Source organism: Sphingobacterium puteale, assembly GCF_050986225.1.
GTDB lineage: Bacteria > Bacteroidota > Bacteroidia > Sphingobacteriales > Sphingobacteriaceae > Sphingobacterium > Sphingobacterium puteale.
The window spans coordinates 6283497-6304458 of record NZ_CP158959.1; the positions used below are offsets into that span (position 1 = coordinate 6283497).

Consider the following 20962-nt stretch of genomic DNA (forward strand, 5'->3'; position numbering starts at 1 on the left):
AATCATTCATTAAAAACTAAAATTTACACCAAACAAAACTGATCTGGTGTTGGGATAGGGACCTCTACTGTCAATGCCCAAACGCTGTCCATTAATTTCGTTCCCTAAGCCTGTATCCAATACAAAATCTGGATCATTTCCCGAATAACTAGTAATGGTTGCTAAATTCTGAACCGTCAAATACGCGCGTACATTATTTACCCACGTATTGTTCTTCAATTTAAACCGATAACCAATCGTAACTTCATCAATTTTTAAGTGGCTACCACTCTCCAAATAATAATCAGAGTACATATAGGTATCGTCTATTTCTTTATATTTGGTAAATGCGTCTCTCAAAAGATTCCCTGACCATACTTTGTTGCCATAAGAAAGCGCTGTCGTGTTTAAAATATCGTAGTCGAATTTACCTCGCATAAAGATTCTTAGATCAAAATTTTTATAAGAGAAATTATTGGTCCAAGAGAGATAATATTTTGGAACCGCGTTTCCTAACACCGCCAGGTCAGAAGCATTTAAATCATCTCTTGAATTATTGATCGCGTCATTGCGAACAGCCTCGCCGTTTCGATTATAAAATAGCCATTTTCCTTCGTCATCAAATCCCGCAAACCGTTTACCAAAAAACTCGCCGATACGATGTCCTTCATAGGTCGTGAAAGCGTTCCCTAACGCCCCTGCTCCACCTATATCTCCGAACTCCTTATATCTGACCGTAAAAATATTATTCGAATAACTTTCCATTACATTTTTCAATGTACTCGCCGTAAAGTCCATGTGCCACTTAAAATTATCTCGATCAATAGCACGATAACTCAATGCCAATTCAATACCTTTTGAAGAAAGTGTACCCACATTAGAATAAACATTTTCTCTTATATAAGGCGGTTGCGGTGTCTTATAAGTGTCTAATAAATCGACCGTTTTTCTTTGAAAAAGATCAATTGAACCTGAAAGCTTATTGCTCAACATCGTGAAATCAACGCCAATATTTGTCTCCTTCTTGGTCTCCCACCTTAAATTTGGATTGGGGTTACGGTCCGGACCATAGGTTTCCCGGTAGATTTCATCTGGGTACAAATACTTACCTCCTCCTCCTAAGGTCAATCGAGAGGCATTATTTGCAAAACCCGTATTTCCCGTTTCGCCATAACCTGCACGTAATTTCAAATTATTTATAAAACCAACATCCTTCATAAAGTCTTCATTGCTGATATTCCAGCCTACTGACACTGCAGGAAAGCTTCCCCATTTGTTATTCGCACCGAATTTGGATGAACCTTCACGTCTTAGAATAAATTGGGCCATATACTTATCCGAGAAAGTATAATTTATCCGACCAAAAAAAGCGATCAATGTATTATCGTTCTTATAACTGTCCAGATTGGCACGGCCATCGCGTAACGCTTGCCCTTCCGACATGTTATCCTCATTAAAACGATCGTTTATAAAACCCCTATTGTCTGCACTTTGCCCCTCATCTTTCTCATAACGGTAACTGTAACCTGCCAATGCTGTTATGCCATGTTTCTCTGCGACTGTCGTATTGTATTGGAGTGTTGGTTCAAACGCATACTTTTCATTCAACAGATTGGATTTGGAAGCATACCCGCCCCCTGGATAATCTTGGTCTTCCAACGATGCTTCGCTGTTTAAAGCCCTATAAGCACCATCTATATAAGAATTACGCTGCACTGACCCAAAAACACTGGCCTTTAACCCTTCAATTATATTTAAATCCGCTTTTCCATCGAGTGAAGATGTCTGTTGTTTCCGATAACTGGTTTCGGTAAATAATCGAGCAAATTCATTTGTACTTGTCCGATCATAGCGATAAGATCCATCTTCGTTAAAATTTGAAAGCGTCGGATTTTTGGTTGCCTCGCTTTCCCATCCTCCGCCGCCCAACAAGTTTGCATTGTTTGTATTTGTCGCTATATTCAAGAGAACGTTCAAGCGATCATTAAGCCCCTTCTGATTGATACTTGTTCGCACCGTATACTCCTTTCGCGAATTTTCCTTGGCGATACCTTCCAGATTTCGGAAATTCACGCTTCCGCGATAAGTGGTTGACTCATTACCTCCTGACAATGAAAGATTATGATTTTGCGAAAAATTATCCTTATTAATCAAATCATCAAAAAACTTTGTGGAATTCCCGAAATCTGTTTGTTTTAACTCACCGGATGCAATCTTGTCCCTAAACTCCTGTGGAGTCAAAAAATCAGGTCTGTTATAAACAAATTCCTTTCTAAAATAGCTGGAATAGTTGAATATAGCTTTACCTGGTTTTCCTCTTTTTGTCGTAATTAGAATGACCCCTGCGTTGGCACTAGTTCCATAGATAGCAGCACCGGATCCATCTTTCAATACATCCACTGATTCGATATCATCTTGCTGTAAAAGATCTGGATTACCTCCAGGTATTCCATCAATTACAAAAAGGGGGCTAGCGCTACCTGTGACAGAAATTGCACCCCGCAATTGCGTAGCAACACCTGAATTAGGATTCGATCCACTTCTGGAAACCTGCAGACCTGCGACCTTACCTTGTATTAGATCCAAGGGGTTTCTTGCTCCACTTTGTCGAAATTGGTCTGCACTTACGTGCGCGACCGAAGATGTTACTTCCTTCATTTTTTGCGTTCCATAACCAACAACAACGACTTCATCCAATTGGCTCTGATCTTCTTCCAACTGAACAGAAATTACGGCTCCATTAACAGTAATTTCCTTGGCTTTATAACCGATAGAGGAAACAACCAATACATCTCCAGTTTTGGCTTCCAAAGTAAAATTACCTGACACATCTGACTGTGTGCCTTTTGAGGTCCCTTTTACAGCAATGCTAACCCCAGAAATTGGTTTCCCAGTGGCATCAACCACCTTTCCTTTGATTTGTTCTTGATCTCCTTTCAATTCTTTTAGAAATCGACTCGTTAGCCTATTTTCAGAAGAAAAAGCTTGGGCATGCTGCGTTGTACCGGCCAGGACAATGAGTGAGAAAAACAATTTAGATTTCCCTTTTAATCGCGCAACTGTTTTAAAATCAATTATGCTCATATATAGTATTTATTGGTGTATAAAACGATTTAGCTTATTTAAAAACATATTTATTATAGTTAGCATTCCCTCCCAAAATTTTGAGTTGAAAGCAATGATTCTAGCATTTGTACTAAACAAATGCTGGAATCAGTAAAAACCCGTGTTTAACAATCTTAATTGAATATGATAAAGCAATTAAATTGCCCTTTTCACCTAGCAAAATCGGTTTTGCTATACAGGTAAAAAACGCAAAATCTGCTTTTGAAAATTCGATATGATTCTCTCCTTTGGTTTAGTGTTTAGTTTAAGTGTTTGATTCGGACATTAAGGTAGGTATTTTTAAGTTTAAATCAAAAAAAGTTGTTAAAATAAACAACTTAACCCACAATTGCCTATTGCTATAGGGGTAATAACGATGATAACAGGCATTTTAAACTAATACAATAAAAAATGGATTCATTGAGAAGAATCAAATTTCTAATCAATGAATCCATATAATGACTAAGTTTACTATGCCCTATTGATACCCCGGATTCTGGGTCAATTTATTGTTACGCTGTATTTCATCGGGAGAAATCGGCCATAATAGATCGGATTCTTTAAATACGGCTCCAGATGCGTTCTTCGCTCCGATTAATGGAACAAAGTCCACTTTCCCTGCTTCCGTTGTAGAAATCACAGGGAACATTTTTGTCCGTACAATATCATCCCACATTTTATACTCCAAAGGAAATTCGCGTAGACGTTCTTTCCAACACTCTTTCACAAAGTCATCTGCGGACAATACCTGCAATTCGGAAGTAAACTGTGCAACTGTTTTACCAGCAGTATTCGCACGTGCTTTTACCTGTGCTAAATATCCCGCAGCTTCAGCACTTACGCCTGTCGATTTAGCAATACCCTCAGCAGCAGTCAACAATGCCTCCGGATAGCGGTAAAAATTCCAGTCCTTGGTGCCCCGTCCTGTAGTCAGCAATGCCTGCTCATCCACATAGTACCATATCCCCGCATCCTCCGAAGTCCATTTCTTACCGTTAATCGGATTGGTATAAGACCAGTGGTAGAACTGATTTGGCTGGATTCTTAAGTCATCCTTACTATACACATTCAAAAACTGTTTGGTAGGACCAAAAACACGTTCAAATATCGAATAAGTGGTGAATACGGAAACTGCGGACGAGCTAAAAGCAGTAGCTGTGCGCGCTCCGCTATTAGCAACAAGGTCATCAAATTCTTGTGCATAAATTACCTCATCCAGGTCATCGGTCTTACGAAGTAAGTTGTATGCGCTATTTTGGTCAAGATCAATATTTTGTGTCATTTTATGCGGCGAATTCACCACAATTTTAGCTGCTGTGGCCGCATCAGCAAATTTACCTTGCTGCAAATAAACATCGGCCAAAAGCATTGCTGCTGCATATTTTGTAATGCGATGGCCATCCGCAAATTTTTTAGCTGGTAGCACTTCTACAGCACTTTTTAGGTCTGCCTCTATCAATTCATAGACTTTCGCCGCCTCTGTACGTTCTAAATAAAGTGGATCAGTGAGTTTCTCATTTGGAAGTGTATACAAAGGGAGTGCTCCAAATGTTTTGACAAGATAAAAGTAATTGTAGGCCCTAAAGAATTTCGCCTCAGCCAACAAGGTATTTTTCTTAGTCTCATTGACCATGTTTATTTGCGGGATATATTTTACGCCAGCATTGGCAATATTGATGGCTTCATAAGCCTCATCCCAAATGGTATTCATGGTTGGCGATATTACGTTGGCATTTTGCTGCCGGGTCAGCTCACGCGCAAACAAGGTGACACGCTCTTGCCCCTCATAACTATTCGTAAAATACCCAGTCAAAATGGTATTAATGGATGCCGTAGAACCTAGATAGGAACCTGTTGTAGAATAACGTAATGGTGAACCCCGACGGTAAAGTGCATTTACAGTTGCTTCGGCCTGTCCTTCATTTTCATAATAACTTACTAATGAAAGGTTTGATCGAGGATTTTCTTCTAAAAATTTATTACAGGATGTTGCTACCGCCATTCCAGCCAATAACAACATAATTAATTTAGTCTTCATCTTTTAAATTCTATGCATTAAAATGTAACATTAACACCCAAAGAGAATGTTTTCGCTCTAGGATAGGAGAAAAAGGTCATGTTCTGTCCAAATTTTCCATTCCCCTGTGCAGTAAATTGAGAAGTCATTTCTGGATCATACTGAGAAGTACTTTCCGGGTCGTAACCTTTAAAATCTTTTGACGTGAATAAAAATGGATTATTCGCATTAGCATAGATACGTAGCCTGGACAAGCCCATCCGTTTTAGTACGTCCGCATTAAATGTATAGCCAAATTGTATTAAATTTACACGCACATAAGAACCGTCCGCAACCCAGGCATCGTCCACATTGGTATCCTGACCGGCATGTCCTCCATTGGTCAAATAAATTGCCTGTTGCATGGTATTTGGATTTGAGCCGTTATACGCATCGGTTAAAATTTCCTTCAGGCCATTGGTAATGCCAAAACGGTCGTAGGTAGAATGGAAGAATTGTTGCATAACATCTACCCCCTTAACAAATTGTAGATCCAACGTAAAATCGAAATTCTTATAACGTAAGTTATTCACAAAACTACCTGTCCAATCTGGCAGACCTTTACCGATGATTTCTTTCTCGGTTGTACGTTTTGCACGTCCGATTTGACTTAGCGTAGCATTTCCGGCATCCACATCAGCTTGAGTATATACGCCCAATCTTCTGTAACCGTAAAAACTATTTAAGTTTTCACCAACACGGATAACACTATTTGCACCACCGACCCAATCGTTCTTTAAAATATCTGCATTGTTTTCACCCAATTTCAATACTTTATTTTTGTTGTAGTTGGCGTTCAACGATGCTTTCCAATCAAAATTCTCATTGGTCACAATCGTACCGGTGATCATCATATCCAGCCCCTGATTTTGAACGGAGCCAATATTCTTCATAACGGATTTAAAACCGGTGGCTCTCGGTAGCGGAGTCTCCAACAGTAGATCTGTTGTTTTTCGACGGTAATAAGAAACATCAAAATTTAGGCGATTTTGAAGTAACCCCAATTCCACACCAACATCAAACTGTGCTGTTTTCTCCCACTTTAGATCTTCATTTTCAATCGTGCTGACATAAGACCAGGGCGCGCGTGTATTATTCAATAAAATCGTACCGGCATCTACGATTGCCAACGACCTATAGGGATCAATTTCAGAGTTACCAGTTAATCCATAACTGGTATGTAATTTCAGATTACTAATGGTTTGATTCCCTTTCAAAAACTCCTCATTGGACACATTCCACGCTAAACCTAGTGAAGGAAAAAATGCATATTTATTGTTTTTACCAAATTTAGAGGAACCGTCATAGCGACTAGTTACAGTGGCTGAATAGCGATTATCATACGAATAGGCGGCCCTTAAGAAATACGAATTCATCGCCCAATTATTGTAGAAAGATTCAGGTGTAGCTGGTGTCACACCTAAATTCATTCTATTATATTCATAGAAATCATCCGGAAGACCTTCCGTCCTCATTTTGTCATAGTCATAGGTCTTCTTTTGCCACGAAAGACCTGCCATTGCATTGATCCGATGTTTATCGAATTGCTTATTATAGGTCAAATAGGTCTCTTCCTGCCAATACAAGGTATTTGTATGCGTGCGTTCCGCCCATCCATTCGGCCTGGAAATATTATTCAAGAGCTTTGAAGAGTATCCCTTATAATCTTTCCTATGGTGATCAATCCCTAATTGTGTTTTCAGGTCCAACCCATCGGCCAGATGAAATGTCAGTGCCGCATTTCCAAAAATCTGCGTATTATAACGCAAGCGTTTTTGCAAATCCAGAATGGAAACCGGATTTGCCATTCCTTCAAAACTTAATTTTTCGGCTACCGTAGATGAAGCAGAGTTTGTATAGAGTCCATTTTTATCATAAACAGGATACCAAGGAATCATCTCGATCATGGTACGACGCGCTTCCTGCCCACCGCCGTCTTCCGGTGTATATCGACCCCAGGTATGATTGACCGTCAAGTTGATTGCTGTAGAGAGCCATGTAGTCGGTTTTGCATCATAAGCCATTTTTGCATTTATCCGTTTATTCCAGGTATTGTTCATGATTCCCTGCTGATCCGTATAATTCAAAAATGCGCCGACGGATGACTTTTCATCACCTTGTTGTACATTCAATTGGTGATTATGCGAAATAGCCGTCCGAGTTGCCTCGCGCTGCCAATCTGTATCATACAAGGGATTGCCATTTGCGTCAAAATAATCTGGGTCATTGAACCAATCTTTTTTATTTAAAGACCAGGGCGTCCATTTATCATTCTTGCTTTTCAGTACTTCACTTTGATATTTATTTTCATTTTCAAGACCGATCATAAAGGCATCTATCCATTCCTGTGCATTCAGTAGATCCATGTAACGTTGCGCAGAACTTACGCCTGCTGATCCCTGGTAACTGATTGTTCTGGACCCATCTTTGTTTCCGCGTTTTGTTGTCACCAAGATCACACCATTGGCACCACGCGCACCGTAGATCGCCGCCGAAGAAGCGTCTTTTAGCACCTCAATACTTTCGATATCATTTGGATTCAGCAAATTAAAATCTTCCATGACTACTCCGTCCACGACATACAGTGGGTTGGAAGAAGAATTGATCGTCGCCACACCCCGGATAACGACTCTATTCGCGTTAGCACCCGGCTGGCTGGAATTAGAAAAGATATTGACACCTGAGGCTTTTCCTCTTAGCGCATCCAGAGCACTAAAGCTTTGGTCTTTCATCATATCCGAACCTTTGACCATGGCAATGGAACCGGTTACATCTGATTTGCGCATCGTACCGTAACCGACCACAACGACTTCTTCCAATTGGCTCTGATCTTCTTCCAATTGCACGGTGATGGTAGTACCAGCGACAGTCACCTCTTTCGGCTTATAACCGACAGAAGAGACCACCAATACGTCACCGGATTTAGCTTCCACAGAGAAATTTCCCTGTGCATCCGATTGGGCCCCATTTGAGGTCCCCTTAACTGCTACAGATGCTCCTACAAGAGGTTTTCCGGTAGCATCCAGTACTTTTCCTTTCAATTGCTGTTGCAGCTTACGAACTTCTTTTACCAAGGCTTTACCTTCGTAATTCGCTGAAGCAACTACAGCAGCATTGACTTGTTGAAATGTACCAGCAATGACAGCCAATGAGAAAAATAATTTCGATTTTTTCCCAAGCTGCACAAATGATTTTACGTCAACTGTGCTCATATTAATAGTGATTTGGTTTATAAAAACGTTTTAGCAAAAATACTCTAAACGTCTAGTTTAATTTAGTTTTCCCTGTAATCGATTATAATAAAAGGTTTTAGGGATTAGCCCTTCCCTTATGAATTCTTCCAATTTAACAGTATCGCCTCAAAAATGTCGGTTATAATCCATTTTATCAAGCTCCTATAGGCACAAGAAATGCTAAATCGCTTTTGCTTTTCTTGCAAAAAAAATTGGTATGTTAGTTTGATTTATTCGTTTGGTTTATGTTATTTCTTTTCTTTCTTGATTATGTTTTTGCGTTTTAAAATTTTAGTTTAGGTTGTAAGATAGTATTAAAAATTCAAACAGAGAAAGATTTATTTGCAAAATCTTTCTCCGTTAAAATTATATGTTTCCTTTCTTCATTTCGCTAACCGCATAATCAACCGAACGCGCTGAAAAAGCCATATAGGTCAATGAAGGATTTTGTGTTGATGTCGAAGTCATGCAGGCACCATCTGTCACAAATACATTTTTCACCGCATGCATCTGATTCCATTTGTTCAAGACGGATGTTTTCGGATCATGTCCCATACGTGCACCACCCATCTCATGGATATCGAGCCCTGGAGCCTGCCAATGTGTATCTGGGCGAATATTCGTGAAACCTGCATCGGTAAACATCTCCGTCATGACGGCGATGTAATCTTTTTTCATTTTTTCGTCGTTCTCATCATAATCCACCGCAATCTTTAACAAAGGGATGCCCCAATCATCTGTTTTACTGCCATCCAGGGACACCATACCCGACTCTTTTGGTATGGTCTCGCCCATCATGTGCGAACCTACCTGCCAGATCCCAAGCTTCGGATTTAACAGATTCTCTTTAAGTCCCAAGCCCAGGCCTGAGCGATCAGACTCTTTGCTGCGGGATGCACCGAAACCTGCTGCATAGCCCCGTAAGAAGTCTGTCTCCTGTTTATGCAGGTTACGAAAACGAGGGATGTATCCACCTCCAGCAGGGTTTCTGCCTTCTGCGGTATAATCCAATAGTCCCTCGTATTCCGCATAGATACGCGCACTATAATTATGGAAAGCAACATATTTTCCCAGTACCCCACTATCGTTACCTAAGCCATTTGGAAAACGGTTGGATTTGGAATTCAATAAGATCAGATTGGTATTGATCGCAGCTGCATTGACAAAAATCAATTTTGCATAGAAATCAATCTCTTCTTTCGTATTGGTATCGATTACCCGAACGCCTACCGCTTTTCCTTTTTGCTCATCGTATAGGATAGAGTGAACCACCGAATGTGGACGAAGGGTCATATTTCCAGTCTTCGCCGCCCATGGAATCGTGGTTGCATTGGAACTAAAATATCCCCCAAAAGGACATCCTCTCTGGCAGAGCACCCGATTTTGACATTGCACACGACCTTGTTCGATATGAATCTGGTTGGGTTTGGAAAGGTGCGCACAACGTGCGGAAATCACCTTCCGTTCTGGAAACTTCTTTTGTACCTTTTCCTTAAAATATTTCTCAACGATATTCAACGGATATCCTGGCAGGAATTCACCATCAGGCAATTCCGGAAGTCCATCATGATCGCCGGCGATACCGGCAAATTTTTCCACATAAGCATACCAAGGCGCTAAATCTGCATAACGAATAGGCCAATCTACCGCGAAACCATCCCGTGCTGGCCCTTCAAAGTCAAAGTCAGACCAGCGTTGGGTCTGCCTTGCCCACAACAAGGATTTACCACCCACCTGATAGCCTCTGATCCAGTCGAAAGGTTTTTCCTGTATATAGGGATGCTCTTTATCTTTTACAAAGAAATGTGCGGCATCTTCATGAAAAGCATAACACTTGCTGACAATAGGGTTCTCCTCTTTCACTTTATAAGGCATCTCATTGCGATGTTCAAACTCCCAGGGCATCATATTTGTCGTTGGATAATCCTTAATATGTTGCACATCACGCCCACGTTCCAATACCAGGGTCTTGAGTCCTTTCTCACACAATTCCTTTGCGGACCAGCCACCACTAATTCCCGAACCGATCACTATCGCGTCATAGGTTCTATTTTTTTCACTGTCAATATTTAGATTCGCCATGTTGGATTTATCCATTAATTTTGACCGCACCGTTGTACGGTCCCGGAATAAGCTTATAAATCACCTTATTCTTCATCACATATTCTGAATTCATATAACCTTGGATCGCACGTGATTTAAAGATCTCAAAAAAAGTCTTTTCATCCGTCTTATCGGTCAGGTTGGCCAAGGTATTTTCCGTTTCCTTAGCATTGGCCAGATTAAGTTGCTTTCTTAGTTTATTAAAACCAGAGACAAATTTCTCCTGATTTTCTGGCGACTCACAGTCATCCACCATCTTGACCACAAACAGGTGCAGGTTTAGCTCCTTCCCGCCCGGAGTATCCGATTTTGGGATAAGCACATCCACAAGATCTCCTAAAAATTGTTCATCCTCTGCTGATAATTTCAGCTTATTCAACACAATCGATGCCCCACCATCATTTAGACAGGATGACAAAATTGTCAGTCCGCCTGCGATAATGAAAAATTGCTTTATTGCGGTTCTACGGTTCATAATCTGAGTTCCCTTTACAATTCGGTAATATTACATATATCCGAATAAAATTACAAATGCTAAAACGATTAAATTATATGTTTACCCTTTAATCCAGACCGATAAAAGCCGTTTTACCCCCTCTAAGTTTTCCACAATGTTATCAACATCTGTTAGTCTAGCACGTTCCACCTCCTGTTTGGTTACAGCAATAAGCTGTAAACCAGCATCTAAAGCAGATCTACTTCCAGTTATGGTATCTTCGATCGCAACACAGGAGTATCCTGTTAAGCCCAATTTCGTCAACGCCAAACGATAAGGTTCCGGATTGGGCTTCGGGAACTCCACACATTCTCTTGTCACAAAAAACTCAAAGTAATCCAGCAGTTCATGTTTTCCCAAAACAGTATCCACCGTACTACGGTAACTCGAGGTCACCAAACCTATCCGGATGTTATTCTCTTTTAGATAAACTAAAATATCCCTCGCAAAAGGCATTAACTCAATATCGCTCATATTGGAATCTGCATAAGCAGCACGCGTCCTTTTCCACATGTGTTCCTCTGTCGTATCGTATCCATAGTCTTCGACCAGACGTTTTACGTTATGCGCCAAGGTATGTCCCGCAAAATCACGAATCCAATCGTCATAAGTGATCTCCAGATCAAATTCTTGTTTTAGGATTGGCGCCCAGTTTTTAAAATAGAAATATTCCGAATCAATTAAAGTACCGTCCAAGTCAAACAATACCGCTTGTAGTTTATTCATAGTGTTAAAGATACACAAGTCGGCTGAAAAATCCTATCGAAGCAACCCGCAATAAGTGGAATCAGATATTTCATTGTAAAATGTATTCCAAAAACCGATATACACATGATACTCTGCGTTCAAATTCAGCTCAATTGGCACCTCCATTGAACAATGCCCATCGGCTGCATTTGCAATTGCCAACTTTAGTGAACTCAAATCTCTTAAGCTAACGAATGCCAGATTCAACTTATAGATTTCATCATTATAAGCAGAGTTTGGCGTCCATTCCAAATCTATAAGACCATTATTCAAACTTACCTTTGCATGCTTTGGAGATAGTAGTTCTCCTGCAAATACCTTTAGGTTTTCAAAATTCACAACCGGATTATTATCAGCATCAAATGCCACGACCTCGTTGAAAACATGTTTTTGAGCAAGTTGAAATGCTCCATATCTAGATTCTTTGTCTTTTTTTAACCGATAACCAAAATCGAAGACAGGCTTATTTTCCCTACAAAACTCACCTACCAATTTTAGTTTTTGGCGATGTAATCGCTGTCCTTCAGTCGGAGGTTTATTACTTTTCCTCCTTGCACCTCGAATAATCCATTGTCCTTTGAGATTATATCCATATACCGATCCTACTTTGCCCCGAAAACCACCGTTGGGGCCGTCCTCTAATATTGCCATTTGTTAAGTTCTTGGTTTAATTGTCATTTCTCTGTTTTCAGCTTAACAAATAATTCGTATTATAGTTTTTATTAGTCTAGATTTAAGTTAATATTAGCTTAGATTTAATTTAGGTTTTAGTTAGAAAATACCTAAACTAAACCTAACTAAAACCTAAACAAACCCTAAGTAAAACCTATATTAATAAATAAGCTTATAAGCCTGATATCCTCAGTTGTTGTCGATCATTTTTGGATAAGCTTAGGACATTTGCTAAGTTTGTTTTTTCAAGAAACCGAGCGAGCATATTATGCCCATAAATTCGTTGTTCTCTTGAGAAATGTTCCGATATCATTCAGAAAATAGACACGCATGAAATCTTAATGATTTATTCGGCATGAGTATGATAAATTCATCAATGACTAAAAAGTAGACGATGAATAATTACCATCATAATATAGCGCAAAAAATCTGAAAGCTTCATCGCCTTAAAAGACTTACAAAATGAAAATAATTGCCATCGGCCGAAATTACATCGACCACGCGAAAGAGCTCAATAATCCAGTCCCTGAAAATCCCATCATATTTTTAAAACCCGACACCGCGGTCTTAAAGGACAACAAAGATTTCTATTACCCCGAATTTTCCAAAAACATCCAGTTCGAAACTGAGGTGGTGCTCCGCGTTTGTAAAGAAGGTAAACATGTCACGCCAAAATTTGCGTCAACTTATTACGATGCCATTGGTCTTGGAATCGACTTCACCGCAAGAGATGTACAGCAGGAACTTAAAGCAAAAAGCCTTCCTTGGGAATTGGCAAAAGCCTTTGACCACTCCGCTGTAATTAGCAACATGATCCCAAAGGAAGATCTAGCGGATGTGTATGCGATTGATTTCTCTCTGCAACAAAATGGACAAACGGTGCAACAGGGCAACACCAAGAACATGATTTTTTCCTATGAAGAGCTGATTGTTTATACATCAAAGTTTATCACGCTCCGCAAAGGTGACTTGATTTATACAGGCACACCTGTTGGTGTTGGCCCTGTGGCAATAGGGGATCTATTGGAAGGATATATCGGACAACAAAAAATGTTTAGCTGCAAAATCAAATAGAGGAAGTAGACATGATAAAAAAAACGGCATATTTATTAGGTGTATTGACTTTGTGCGCTAACATTGTCCAGGCACAGGATATTATCAAAAGTCGCAACTACCCGCAAAATTATTTCGTACGTCCGATGAATATTGCTCCACAGGCATCGGGATCATTTGGAGAGTTACGTGCAACACACTTCCATGGTGGAGATGATTACCGAACGCAACAACGCATCAATATCCCCGTCCATGCAGCGGCAGAAGGTTTTGTTTCACGCGTACGGGTACAAATTGGCGGTGGTGGCAACTATGTTTATATTGATCATCCAAATGGGTATACTTCGGTATATATGCATCTGGAAAGCTTTAATTCAGATCTTGCCAACATTATAAAAGATGAGCAGTACAAACAAAAACGCTTTGATGTCGATGTATTTCTAAAACCAGACCAAGTCCCCGTCAAAAAAGGTGAATTTATCGCCAATTCCGGAAACACAGGCGGTTCAGCAGGACCGCACCTACATTTTGAAATCCGGGATACCAAAGCGCAACTGCCTCTAAATCCACAATTATTTGGACTGTTGTTTCCCGATGGTGTCAAACCATTGATCCGTGGTATAACTGTTTATGATCTCGGCCGCGAAATTTTTGACGAGAATACGCCACGTAGGCATCAGACCATCCGATCAGTTGGTGACGGCAATTATAGTTTAGCATCTAGCTCCCCTATTCCGGTCAATGGCAACTTTGGACTAGGCATCAACACCGTAGACAGACGCCGCGGTATTTCTTTTACGTACGGCGTTTATTCGATCGAATTATTTCTTGACAACAAAAATATCAGTACCGTACTATTCGAAGCCATCCCGTTTGACCAGACCCGGGCGATTCAATCTTATGTCGACTACCCCTACCTCAAGAAATCGGGCGTCCGCGTACAGAAAAGCTTCAAAGATCCCAATAATCCTATTACGATCTATAAACACCTGGACAACTTGGGTATGATCGAGTTGAAGGACAATGAAGTCCATGACATAAAATATGTCGTCAAGGATGTGCAGGGCAATAAAAGCGAACTCAATTTTAAAGTACAGAACAACCCGTCTTTAGCGATCAGCCGTAAGCCGGCTGAAGGGCTAAAAATGTTTCATTATGCCGATGAAAACAAATATGAGGCTGAAAATGCACGCGTCTATATGGGCAAAAACATTCTTTACAATGATCTTTATTTTAATTATTCCCAAGGGAGCAAACCAGCTAAGGGTTATTCGGCAACGCATTACATCCACAATGGCTATACACCGGTATTTGGCTATTACAAACTCATGATCAAGCCGGACTATAGCTTACCGGAAAGTTTATACAGTAAGGCACTGATCGTCTCCACGGACGGCGGAGCGCAAGGTGGTAAATATGAAAATGGCTGGGTTGTCGCCAATGTGCGTGAATTTGGCGGGTTCTATGTTGCCGTGGATACGATTGCACCTACTATCACTGCGCGGAACCTGACCGACGGCAAGAATGTATCCAGTCAACGCTCCATAGATTTTACCATCAGCGATAATCTCTCGGGCATAGATACCTTCGATGCCTATATCGACGGAAAGTGGGCTTTAATGAAATATGATCCCAAAACAAGACATCTGTGGCATGACTTCGAATCTAATCTCGGCAGTGGCATCCACAGCTTCAAACTGGAAGTGAAAGACAATAAAGGAAATTTAAAAACATACGAAGCCTCATTCAGCAGATAGTTTAATTCCTGCGGGGAGCTGCCTCCGCCATGGGCTTTTATTCCCTGATCTTTTTGTGATCAAGTATAGCGCCCATGAAGGATTTTTATCGGATAATATCGTATCTTAATGGACTAAATAGATTATATATATGGCAACACTAGAAATAGGACAACAAGCACCGGATTTCAGTGCAAAAAATCAAAATGGTGAAACGGTCCATCTCTCGGATTTCAGAGGTAAAAAAGTAATTCTCTACTTTTACCCCAAAGACAATACGCCAGGATGTACAACGGAGGCTTGCAATTTTAGGGACAACTATCAATCGTTGAAAAAAGAGGGCTTTGAAATTATTGGTGTAAGTGTGGATAATGAGACTTCTCATAAAAAGTTTATCACAAAACACGAGTTACCATTTCAACTTCTTGTAGATGAAGACAAAAGCCTTGTTGAGGCATATGGCGTATGGGTAGAAAAAAACATGTACGGAAAAAAATATATGGGTACGGCACGGACGACCTTTGTGATTGATGAGCAGGGTATCATTCAGCACATCATCAAAAAAGTGGACAACAAGAATGCATCCCAACAGATACGTGATTTGAACATTTAGTGGGCTATGTTGATGTCGGGGTTCGAATGCCATTTTATGACGTCACCTTCATCTGGATCGCAATCTGGATCTAATATCTCATATCTAGAATCTTATATCTAAAATCTAAATACTAATATCTATATTTGCCACTTATGAGCAAACAGACAGACGATTTTTTCAAAAGTGTAGTATCACACGCGAAGGAATACGGTTTTGTATTCCAATCGAGCGAAATATATGACGGATTAAGTGCCGTCTACGATTACGGTCAATTAGGTTCTGAACTTAAAAACAACCTAAAGACTTATTGGTGGAAATCTATGGTTCAATTGCACGAAAATATTGTCGGTATCGATGCCGCAATTTTCATGCACCCGACAACCTGGAAAGCATCCGGTCACGTGGATGGGTTCAATGACCCTATGATCGATAATAAAGATTCAAAAAAGCGTTACCGTGCCGACCAATTGATCGAAGATAAGATTGCACGTTATGAAGCAGATGGAAAAACGGCAGAAGCAGCAGGGCTTTTGGAAGCGTTGAATACTGCATTAAACGCTGATGATCTTGCGGGATTAAAATCAATCATTGAAGAACACAATATCGTTTGTCCGGTTTCAGGCACCAAGAATTGGACTGAAGTGCGTCAATTCAATTTGATGTTTGCCACACAAATGGGTGCCATGGCAGATGGAGCAGATCAGGTTTATCTTCGTCCGGAAACTGCGCAAGGTATTTTTGTTAACTTCCTGAATGTTCAGAAGACGGGTCGTATGAAAATTCCTTTTGGTATTGCCCAGATCGGAAAAGCTTTCCGTAATGAAGTCATCGCGCGCCAGTTTATCATGCGTATGCGTGAGTTTGAACAAATGGAGATGCAATTCTTCTGCCGTCCAGGCACCGAATTGGAATGGTACAACAAATGGAAAGAGACACGTCTAAAATGGCATTTAGCGTTAGGATTTGATCCTGCTAACTACCGTTACCATGACCACGATAAATTGGCACATTATGCCAATGCCGCTGTGGATATCGAGTTTAACTTCCCTTTTGGATTTAAAGAAGTGGAGGGTATTCACTCCCGTACAGATTTTGACCTGAAACAGCATCAGGAATATTCCAAAAAGAAAATGCAATATTTTGATCCAGAGATCAATCAAAATTACATTCCTTATGTTATCGAAACTTCCATCGGATTGGATCGTCTATTTTTAACGGTTTTATGTAATTCATTGGTAACAGAGGATCTTTCTACAGCAGAAAAACAAGATTCTCGTGTGGTATTGAAATTCCCGCCAGCATTGGCACCAGTGAAAGCGGCAATCTTACCATTGACCAAAAAAGATGGTTTGCCAGAGAAAGCACGCGAGATCTTAAATACGTTGAAATTGGATTACAATGTTCAATACGACGAAAAAGATGCAATCGGAAAACGCTACCGCCGCCAGGATGCAATCGGAACACCGATCTGTATTACTGTTGATTACGATTCTTTGGAAGACAATACCGTTACGATCCGCCACCGCGATACCATGGAACAGGAACGCGTAGCAATCGCTGATCTTGAACGGATCTTAAATGATTTAGCGGGCTGGAATACCTTGCTAAAAAAATTGCTATAAATTTAATTTGCCCACTGACAGAAAAAAGCGGTCCAAAAGGCAAACAGCAAAATCCCGAGAGTTGAATTTTGATAAGAGACAACATTGGGAAACAACAAAAAAATAGGTGTATCCAAAAAGATCGGACACACCTATTTTTTATATCTATTCAAATTGGCCTATTGGTTTGATTTTTTAAGGTCAGTATTCTACCACGACATTATCACGCCACTTTTCATTTTTAATCACCTGAAAACCCGGATTTTCACTTATTCCATCGAGCAGTTTTCCTTTGAATAGAAGCTGTACGTTATTCCGAATCTCACTGCTCAGCGCAAATGTACGCGCAAGTTCCCCCTTTCTGAAAATACGCAGCTCGTACTTAACCATCTTATTTTCCGGGACATCGCCCATGAACTGATTAAATACAAAGGTTTTTGAATTATTAGTAAAATTAGGTATGACGCTCAACGTGGTATTATCTGATTTTTCATCCACCACCGTTGTGAAAGGATAATATAGGAAAGCATTATGCTGTTGTTTAATTTGAATACTGTCAACAAGATCCAAACCCTCGGTATCCGTACATTCAAATTTAACTTCACTATAGATCCGGCCCATAGTCAATACCCTTTCAAGGGATTCCGTCACGTCAAAAGTATCCCGTACCGCAAATACTACAGCTGACTGCTCACTGAAAGTATTTGAAACCGAAAGACTCCTCAGGTCTGTCACCGAAGCCGGAATCATTAGCGGTGTACCTGAATTTTTGGATAGCAGGCTCAGGTAATAAGTTCCTTTGGACAAAGCGACATTAAACTTTTCTTTTGCATTGAGTGTCCCCGTCTTCACCAGCAGTTTGGTATTGGCGTCAAAGATGTGGTAGTACAATTTATCAGGCAAAACAGATTGATCGGTCGTTCCCATAATTTTGACATTGTCCATTTTAAAAGTCCCCGTACTTTCGTTGTAGTTACTTCCGCCGTTTCTATTTCCCGCAAATAGCGTTAATTTTAACCAGCATTCCTTAGCTGCAGTTAGCGTAACCGAATGGAGCGATTGCTCCACTGCTAGCTTACCTGAAATAGCAAGATCTGACGGGTAATGAATGGTATCGGCTAAGTTGGTAAATGTAACGCCTTGATTGGTCGAATAGCTCAACACTAAAGCTCGGGGCCCAGTGCCCGAACTATTGGCATCAAAAGTCAGATTTGCCAAAGTAGCAATTCCCGACGCCGGTATCTTGATCAGAATCTCCCTGGCTCCTTTGAAGCTAATGCCTTTTCCGGACGTTGGCCAACCGGCGACATAGCTATAGTCGGTTTTACCATTATTGTAATCGATGGCAGCTGCATCCTCAAGCGCTATAGTTGGGTCAGCGTTACCATTATCAAAATTCCAATGGTAGAGGAGTTGATTTTCTGTGACACTTCCGGTGGCCGACGCACTTTTGGACCTGAGCGAATGCGCTTTCAAGGGGCTTACAATCGTTTCAAAATCTTTGATTTTGAATGTTACTGCGTGTGTTTTTTCATTGCTTTCTTCAGGAGGAAGTTTTGCATTTTTCTTACAGGAGGATGTTACGGCTAGAATCACGATGAATAGGCACGAAAAAATTCCCCATGTAGACTGGGTTTTCGTTTTCATAATATGAATGATTTATAAGTTAACTAACCGGCAGATTAAAATTAACTTATAAATCATTAGTCATCATCATTGTAACTAAAAAATTACTTCCGTTCGATCACTCTTGCAGGTCGTCACCTTATCTACTTTTTGGACAAAAACTTTTCGGACAGTCGCGGAGCGATCGAGAACAAGTTTATTATTTGCACCCGTTGGGCGCACATATTCTCCATTGAACGCATCCCATTCGTAAATCGGGCTACCATCTGCATTCAACCAGATATAGTTATAACGTGTATCCGGTTTTTCCTGTACAGTCAACTGCACCTTATTTTTCTTTTTGTCAATCCTGATACGGACGTCCTTGGGTCTTTCTACTTTGGCCAGTGTTTTCAGTAGGATTTCCGATGGTTGTGAGGCTTTGTCTTTCCAATGTGCGACAACATGATATTTTTTTGATTGCGAAAGATTTCGGATGAAGACATTTGTTCCGGTCCCGATAGGTGTACCGGTCGCTGTCTCATACCAGCAATATTCAAGTCCTGCGATGGGCTTTTTGACTGTAAGTACCTGATCGCCCCCAAAACAGGTTTCCAATGTATCTGTCCAGCGATTGATGGGTTTGGCAAGTGCATTGGATTGAAGCTGATTAAGTTTCCATACAATAGAATCTTTATAGTTTAGATAGCTCGGGTTCCGAAGCAGATCTGTCGTATCCTGAATAATTACTTTCAGCTCATTTGCGCCGCTATGCAGCATTCCGGGATCCAGGTAGATCGAATCTATATTTTGGGCAATGGCTTCATTATTTAGAGACCATATCAGCTTAAATGTATTTGGTGAAGGTTTAGCTAAGCGCAAAGTAAATTTCTGCACACTGTCTAAGGTCAGCACATTATTTAATATTGGTTTTACAGCAATAAAGGGACTCGATTTTCGCTTGATTGAAGCCACGAACTGTTCTTGACAAACGGGACAAAACGGGGCCACAAGGTATTGCATTTTGCAGTATTCATGCGGTCTGAACCAAGTTGACGGAGCTCCTTTCCCGCCATAAGAATAGATACCTACGCCGTCTTTTCCAAGCCAATATTTCCAGGGAACAGCATTTACATCAGCCGTTTGGGAACGATTGACAGATTCGATGGCGTATTGGTTGCCTGCCCAATACTCATCAGCCAGCTGGGCGAAGGAGTGTCCGATCTCATGGACTGCAATATCATTACTTTTGAAATTGACCGTTGAAGTTGCCCACTTTCCGCCCGATCCGCCATAAAATGGCGAGTTGACCAATATGACCACCTGTGTAAAGTTTGGGATATGTGTTTTTAATACTTCTTCAATACGGTCATTCTTTTGAGGTACCACGAGACGGTGCAATCCGCCGTTGTCAAAGCTGCTGCCGAAAATTGTTTTGGGATGCGTAATCGGTACCGCATGATCTCTGGTGAATTTATTATAGCGTTTTGGAAATTTACCGAGATCGGTATCTCCCTGTACGCAGTCACTCGCTTTACAGTCATGGGTGGCGCCGGATTCCTCGGATATCGTCCGAATAGCAAACACATTAAAGAAACTGCTGTATTGTTTAAAAGGCTCTATTGAGAAGAAATAGTTTGTGAACTGTTTGGAATCTGCCGCGTAATCCTCTAGCTGATCTTTTGTGTAGCCGTCGCCCAAAATAACCAGGTTCACGATATTGTTTGCTGTTCCTTGATATTGTAAGGTGTCAATCTTGAAATTTTGAGATTGGGCTGTTGCCGGGATCAGATAGCCTAATAACGCAAGCAGGATAAAAATTAATTTTTTATTCATCGGAGTAACAATCGTTAGACTTCAAAATTAGCGTTTTCACTCCCTTAATTTTTAAATTTTATTGCCGAGTGCTTCTCCGATATTGTCCACTGCCCAGAGTTTCACCAGCAATTTTCTGCCCATTCCACTTAAAATACATTCAGAT

Annotated in this window: 13 protein-coding genes; 4 read left to right on the forward strand and 9 right to left on the reverse strand. The window is 40.6% G+C overall.

From position 1 onward, the window contains the following. Positions 1-9: 9 nt before the first annotated feature. The 7 genes from ABTV71_RS26075 to ABTV71_RS26105 form a co-directional block, all read right to left on the reverse strand. On the reverse strand, positions 10-3063 hold the full coding sequence (locus ABTV71_RS26075; protein ID WP_433901594.1) for a SusC/RagA family TonB-linked outer membrane protein: 3054 nt from the start codon (positions 3061-3063) through the stop codon (positions 10-12). A 499-nt stretch (positions 3064-3562) separates the two neighbouring features. Beyond that, the gene (locus ABTV71_RS26080) at positions 3563-5122 is read right to left on the reverse strand and encodes a RagB/SusD family nutrient uptake outer membrane protein (RefSeq protein ID WP_433901595.1); all 1560 of its coding nucleotides are present in this window, start codon (positions 5120-5122) and stop codon (positions 3563-3565) included. A 17-nt stretch (positions 5123-5139) separates the two neighbouring features. Further along, a complete protein-coding gene (locus tag ABTV71_RS26085) occupies positions 5140-8352 on the reverse strand; it encodes a SusC/RagA family TonB-linked outer membrane protein (RefSeq protein WP_433901596.1) in 3213 nt (1070 codons plus the stop codon). Between the two features lie 387 nt (positions 8353-8739). Next, on the reverse strand, positions 8740-10455 hold the full coding sequence (locus ABTV71_RS26090) for a GMC oxidoreductase (protein ID WP_121121242.1): 1716 nt from the start codon (positions 10453-10455) through the stop codon (positions 8740-8742). 7 nt (positions 10456-10462) lie between these two features. Further along, entirely contained in the window at positions 10463-10951 is a 489-nt protein-coding gene (locus ABTV71_RS26095; RefSeq protein ID WP_121120682.1) for a gluconate 2-dehydrogenase subunit 3 family protein, read from the reverse strand. Between the two features lie 81 nt (positions 10952-11032). Then, positions 11033-11698: an HAD family hydrolase gene (locus ABTV71_RS26100; protein WP_121120683.1), complete on the reverse strand. Its 666-nt coding sequence runs from the start codon at positions 11696-11698 to the stop codon at positions 11033-11035. A gap of 33 nt (positions 11699-11731) precedes the next feature. Then, entirely contained in the window at positions 11732-12370 is a 639-nt protein-coding gene (locus tag ABTV71_RS26105; protein WP_121120684.1) for a DUF6266 family protein, read from the reverse strand. A 483-nt stretch (positions 12371-12853) separates the two neighbouring features. Between ABTV71_RS26105 and ABTV71_RS26110 the strand changes: the two genes are divergently transcribed. The 4 genes from ABTV71_RS26110 to ABTV71_RS26125 all read left to right on the forward strand — a co-directional run bounded on the left by ABTV71_RS26110 (position 12854) and on the right by ABTV71_RS26125 (position 17397). Next, positions 12854-13465 carry a fumarylacetoacetate hydrolase family protein gene (locus ABTV71_RS26110; protein WP_433901597.1) on the forward strand — a complete coding sequence of 204 codons (612 nt, stop codon included), beginning with the start codon at positions 12854-12856 and terminating at the stop codon, positions 13463-13465. Positions 13466-13476: 11 nt separating this feature from the next. Next, the gene (locus ABTV71_RS26115) at positions 13477-15201 is read left to right on the forward strand and encodes a M23 family metallopeptidase (protein WP_121120686.1); all 1725 of its coding nucleotides are present in this window, start codon (positions 13477-13479) and stop codon (positions 15199-15201) included. Positions 15202-15331: 130 nt separating this feature from the next. Continuing rightward, positions 15332-15793 (forward strand): thioredoxin-dependent thiol peroxidase, encoded by a 462-nt coding sequence (gene bcp / locus ABTV71_RS26120; RefSeq protein WP_121120687.1) that lies wholly within the window; start codon positions 15332-15334, stop codon positions 15791-15793. A 134-nt stretch (positions 15794-15927) separates the two neighbouring features. Continuing rightward, positions 15928-17397, forward strand: coding sequence for a glycine--tRNA ligase (locus ABTV71_RS26125; RefSeq protein WP_433901598.1), 1470 nt, complete (start codon positions 15928-15930; stop codon positions 17395-17397). 180 nt (positions 17398-17577) lie between these two features. Here the strand turns inward: ABTV71_RS26125 and ABTV71_RS26130 are convergent, their stop codons facing one another. Further along, on the reverse strand, positions 17578-19023 hold the full coding sequence (locus ABTV71_RS26130; RefSeq protein ID WP_433901599.1) for a hypothetical protein: 1446 nt from the start codon (positions 19021-19023) through the stop codon (positions 17578-17580). A gap of 75 nt (positions 19024-19098) precedes the next feature. Beyond that, complete coding sequence (locus ABTV71_RS26135; protein WP_433901600.1) at positions 19099-20817, reverse strand: M64 family metallopeptidase; 1719 nt, start codon at positions 20815-20817, stop codon at positions 19099-19101. Positions 20818-20962 lie beyond the last annotated feature (145 nt).

What these genes read in the sequence shown, in the direction of transcription:
- ABTV71_RS26085 (WP_433901596.1), bottom strand. Translation starts at nt 8,352, where the DNA reads ATGAGCACAGTTGACGTAAAATCATTTGTGCAGCTTGGGAAAAAATCG.
- ABTV71_RS26090 (WP_121121242.1), bottom strand. Translation starts at nt 10,455, where the DNA reads ATGGCGAATCTAAATATTGACAGTGAAAAAAATAGAACCTATGACGCG.
- ABTV71_RS26130 (WP_433901599.1), bottom strand. Translation starts at nt 19,023, where the DNA reads ATGAAAACGAAAACCCAGTCTACATGGGGAATTTTTTCGTGCCTATTC.
- ABTV71_RS26135 (WP_433901600.1), bottom strand. Translation starts at nt 20,817, where the DNA reads ATGAATAAAAAATTAATTTTTATCCTGCTTGCGTTATTAGGCTATCTG.
- ABTV71_RS26075 (WP_433901594.1), bottom strand. Translation starts at nt 3,063, where the DNA reads ATGAGCATAATTGATTTTAAAACAGTTGCGCGATTAAAAGGGAAATCT.
- ABTV71_RS26100 (WP_121120683.1), bottom strand. Translation starts at nt 11,698, where the DNA reads ATGAATAAACTACAAGCGGTATTGTTTGACTTGGACGGTACTTTAATT.
- bcp (WP_121120687.1), top strand. Translation starts at nt 15,332, where the DNA reads ATGGCAACACTAGAAATAGGACAACAAGCACCGGATTTCAGTGCAAAA.
- ABTV71_RS26105 (WP_121120684.1), bottom strand. Translation starts at nt 12,370, where the DNA reads ATGGCAATATTAGAGGACGGCCCCAACGGTGGTTTTCGGGGCAAAGTA.
- ABTV71_RS26125 (WP_433901598.1), top strand. Translation starts at nt 15,928, where the DNA reads ATGAGCAAACAGACAGACGATTTTTTCAAAAGTGTAGTATCACACGCG.
- ABTV71_RS26095 (WP_121120682.1), bottom strand. Translation starts at nt 10,951, where the DNA reads ATGAACCGTAGAACCGCAATAAAGCAATTTTTCATTATCGCAGGCGGA.
- ABTV71_RS26080 (WP_433901595.1), bottom strand. Translation starts at nt 5,122, where the DNA reads ATGAAGACTAAATTAATTATGTTGTTATTGGCTGGAATGGCGGTAGCA.
- ABTV71_RS26110 (WP_433901597.1), top strand. Translation starts at nt 12,854, where the DNA reads ATGAAAATAATTGCCATCGGCCGAAATTACATCGACCACGCGAAAGAG.
- ABTV71_RS26115 (WP_121120686.1), top strand. Translation starts at nt 13,477, where the DNA reads ATGATAAAAAAAACGGCATATTTATTAGGTGTATTGACTTTGTGCGCT.